The organism is Plectonema radiosum NIES-515, assembly GCF_025753815.1.
GTDB lineage: Bacteria > Cyanobacteriota > Cyanobacteriia > Cyanobacteriales > Nostocaceae > Hassallia > Hassallia radiosum_A.
Map to the genome: position 1 here is coordinate 1 of NZ_JAOWRF010000028.1, position 2,378 is coordinate 2,378.

2 protein-coding genes are annotated in these 2,378 nt (G+C 45.0%); both read left to right on the top strand.

Annotated elements, in window-relative coordinates:
• Window positions 1-209 precede the first annotated feature (209 nt).
• The gene (gene thrC, locus OGM63_RS01810; RefSeq protein WP_263743788.1) at window positions 210-1,301 is read left to right on the top strand and encodes a threonine synthase; all 1,092 of its coding nucleotides are present in this window, start codon (window positions 210-212) and stop codon (window positions 1,299-1,301) included.
• Window positions 1,302-1,364: 63 nt separating this feature from the next.
• Window positions 1,365-1,703: a (2Fe-2S) ferredoxin domain-containing protein gene (locus tag OGM63_RS01815; RefSeq protein ID WP_263743789.1), complete on the top strand. Its 339-nt coding sequence runs from the start codon at window positions 1,365-1,367 to the stop codon at window positions 1,701-1,703.
• The last annotated feature ends 675 nt before the right edge of the window (window positions 1,704-2,378 follow it).

The following is a 2,378-nucleotide window of genomic DNA, read 5'->3' on the forward strand; positions in this document are numbered from 1 at the left end:
TTAAGATATTTGACAAAACGTGTCCAAACCTTCCCAGCACTACAACATCTGGCGTAAGATTCCCGAAAGCACTGAAAGATTCCTACAATATTTACTGACAGTTCAAACTGTCCGTGTCGATTTTTATCCCCACATATGTGAACGTAGTTCAGATGTGCTTAGGGGCTTTCAATCTCCCGTCCTTCTGTTGTAAAAAACTTTTAAATCCTGTGACTTTGAGCCTGTCTGCTGCTAAATCTCATCGCCAACCCTGGCTAGGACTGATAGAAGAATACCGCGAATACTTGCCTGTTAGCGAAAAAACTCCGGTTGTCACCCTCCTTGAAGGTAACACTCCCCTGATACCAGTTCCCGCGCTGGCAGAACGCATTGGTAGACAAGTACGCGTGTTTGTCAAATACGACGGTCTTAATCCTACTGGTAGCTTTAAAGACCGAGGAATGACAATGGCAATTTCCAAGGCTAAGGAAGCTGGGGCAAAAGCGGTAATTTGTGCTAGCACGGGCAACACCTCAGCAGCAGCGGCAGCTTATGCTAGACGTGGGGGAATGAGTGCTTTTGTTTTAATTCCCGATGGCTATGTAGCATTGGGCAAATTAGCACAAGCGTTGCTTTATGGAGCAGAAGTACTAGCAATTAAAGGTAATTTTGACCAAGCGCTGGAAATTGTCCGTGAGATGGCTATCAGTTATCCGGTAACTTTGGTAAACTCAGTCAATCCCTACCGTTTGGAAGGACAGAAAACTGGAGCTTTTGAAATTGTCGATGTCTTGGGTGATGCTCCCGACTGGCTGTGTATCCCGGTAGGTAATGCGGGAAATATCACAGCATATTGGATGGGCTTTTGTCAATATCATCAAGCCAGAAAATGCGATCGCTTACCTCGGATGATGGGATTTCAAGCCGCAGGTGCAGCACCTTTAATCACGGGTCATCCGATAGCGCATCCGGAAACCTTAGCCACAGCAATTAGAATTGGCAATCCCGCAAGTTGGGAAAAAGCGATCGCTGTCAAATCAGCAAGTATGGGCAACTTCCACGCCGTCACCGACGAAGAAATCCTCGATGCTTATCGACTTTTAGCGTCAGAAGAAGGCATTTTCTGCGAACCAGCCAGCGCTGCTTCCGTCGCCGGCATGTTGCAAGTCAAAGACCAAATACCCACAGGCGCAACCGTGGTTTGCGTCCTCACCGGCAATGGTTTAAAAGACCCAGATACAGCCATTAAACACAACAAGAGCAAATTTCAAGTCGGCATCGCACCAGAACTTAAAGCAGTAGCTGAAGCGATGGGGTTTTAAAAGAGTGGGGGACAAGGGGGACAAGGGGGACAAGGGGGACAAGGGGACAGGGAGACTGTTGGTGTGTCTTCTTTGGCTGAGAATAAAGGAAAGTCAGGGAAAGCTACTATATTAGTGTGTCAAAAGTCGGATTGTATGAAACGCGGGGGGACTGGGGTTTGTCGAGCGCTGGAATCAGCTTTAAGCGATCGCTCTTTATCAAACGAAGTTACCATCAAAGGCACTGGCTGCATGAAAAATTGTAAAGCTGGTCCTAATTTAGTCATGCCAGATAAAACCCGCTACAGTCGCATTCAAGAAAAGCAAGTTCCGGCACTGCTCGACAAGCATTTTGCTGACAAGATTGTCGAAAAGTCAGAAAATCAAAGAGAAGTAGTCATATCTACAGTCAGCATTGGTTAAAAGTATTCCCAGGCTTTATCTGCTTGGAAAAAAAATATACAGTAGACTTCAGGTAAATGAGGTACATACGTAAAACCCAAAACCCTATAGAGACGTAGCATTGCTACGTCTCTACATGTATTTCATAACAACGCAATCTGCTGTATCATGTCCGACAAATCACATATATTGTAGAGACGTTCCGACGGAACGTCTCTACGACGATTACGATTTTTTTATTAGTGTTAATTTTTGGACAGCGCGATCGCGCATCGAATACCCAAAAAAGAAACACTCAACCCGTCTTTTCAGATAGGTTGAGTACTTAGTGCCTTGCTTGATATTATTGACTCTATCGTGTCAATATAAAAGATTTTTACTTGTTTTTTCATCAGACTTTCGTCATAACCTAACCATGACTAAAGTACTGCATTTTCTGATGTAGGTTGTCAAAAAGACGACTTGGAGACTATTGGAGCGCGATCGCTTGCACCAAACACGAAAACTCCGCGAAACGAGTGCGCTCACCATTGCGTCCCTCTGCGTTTAAATTTCCTCATTATTTGTGAAGAGTGCAGTTGAGAAAGCGATCGCTCTTTTTTAATTAATGAAACAACCATCAAACCCACCCGGAAACAGCCATCAAACCCACCCGGAAACAGCCATCAAACCCACCCGGAAACAGCCATCAAACCC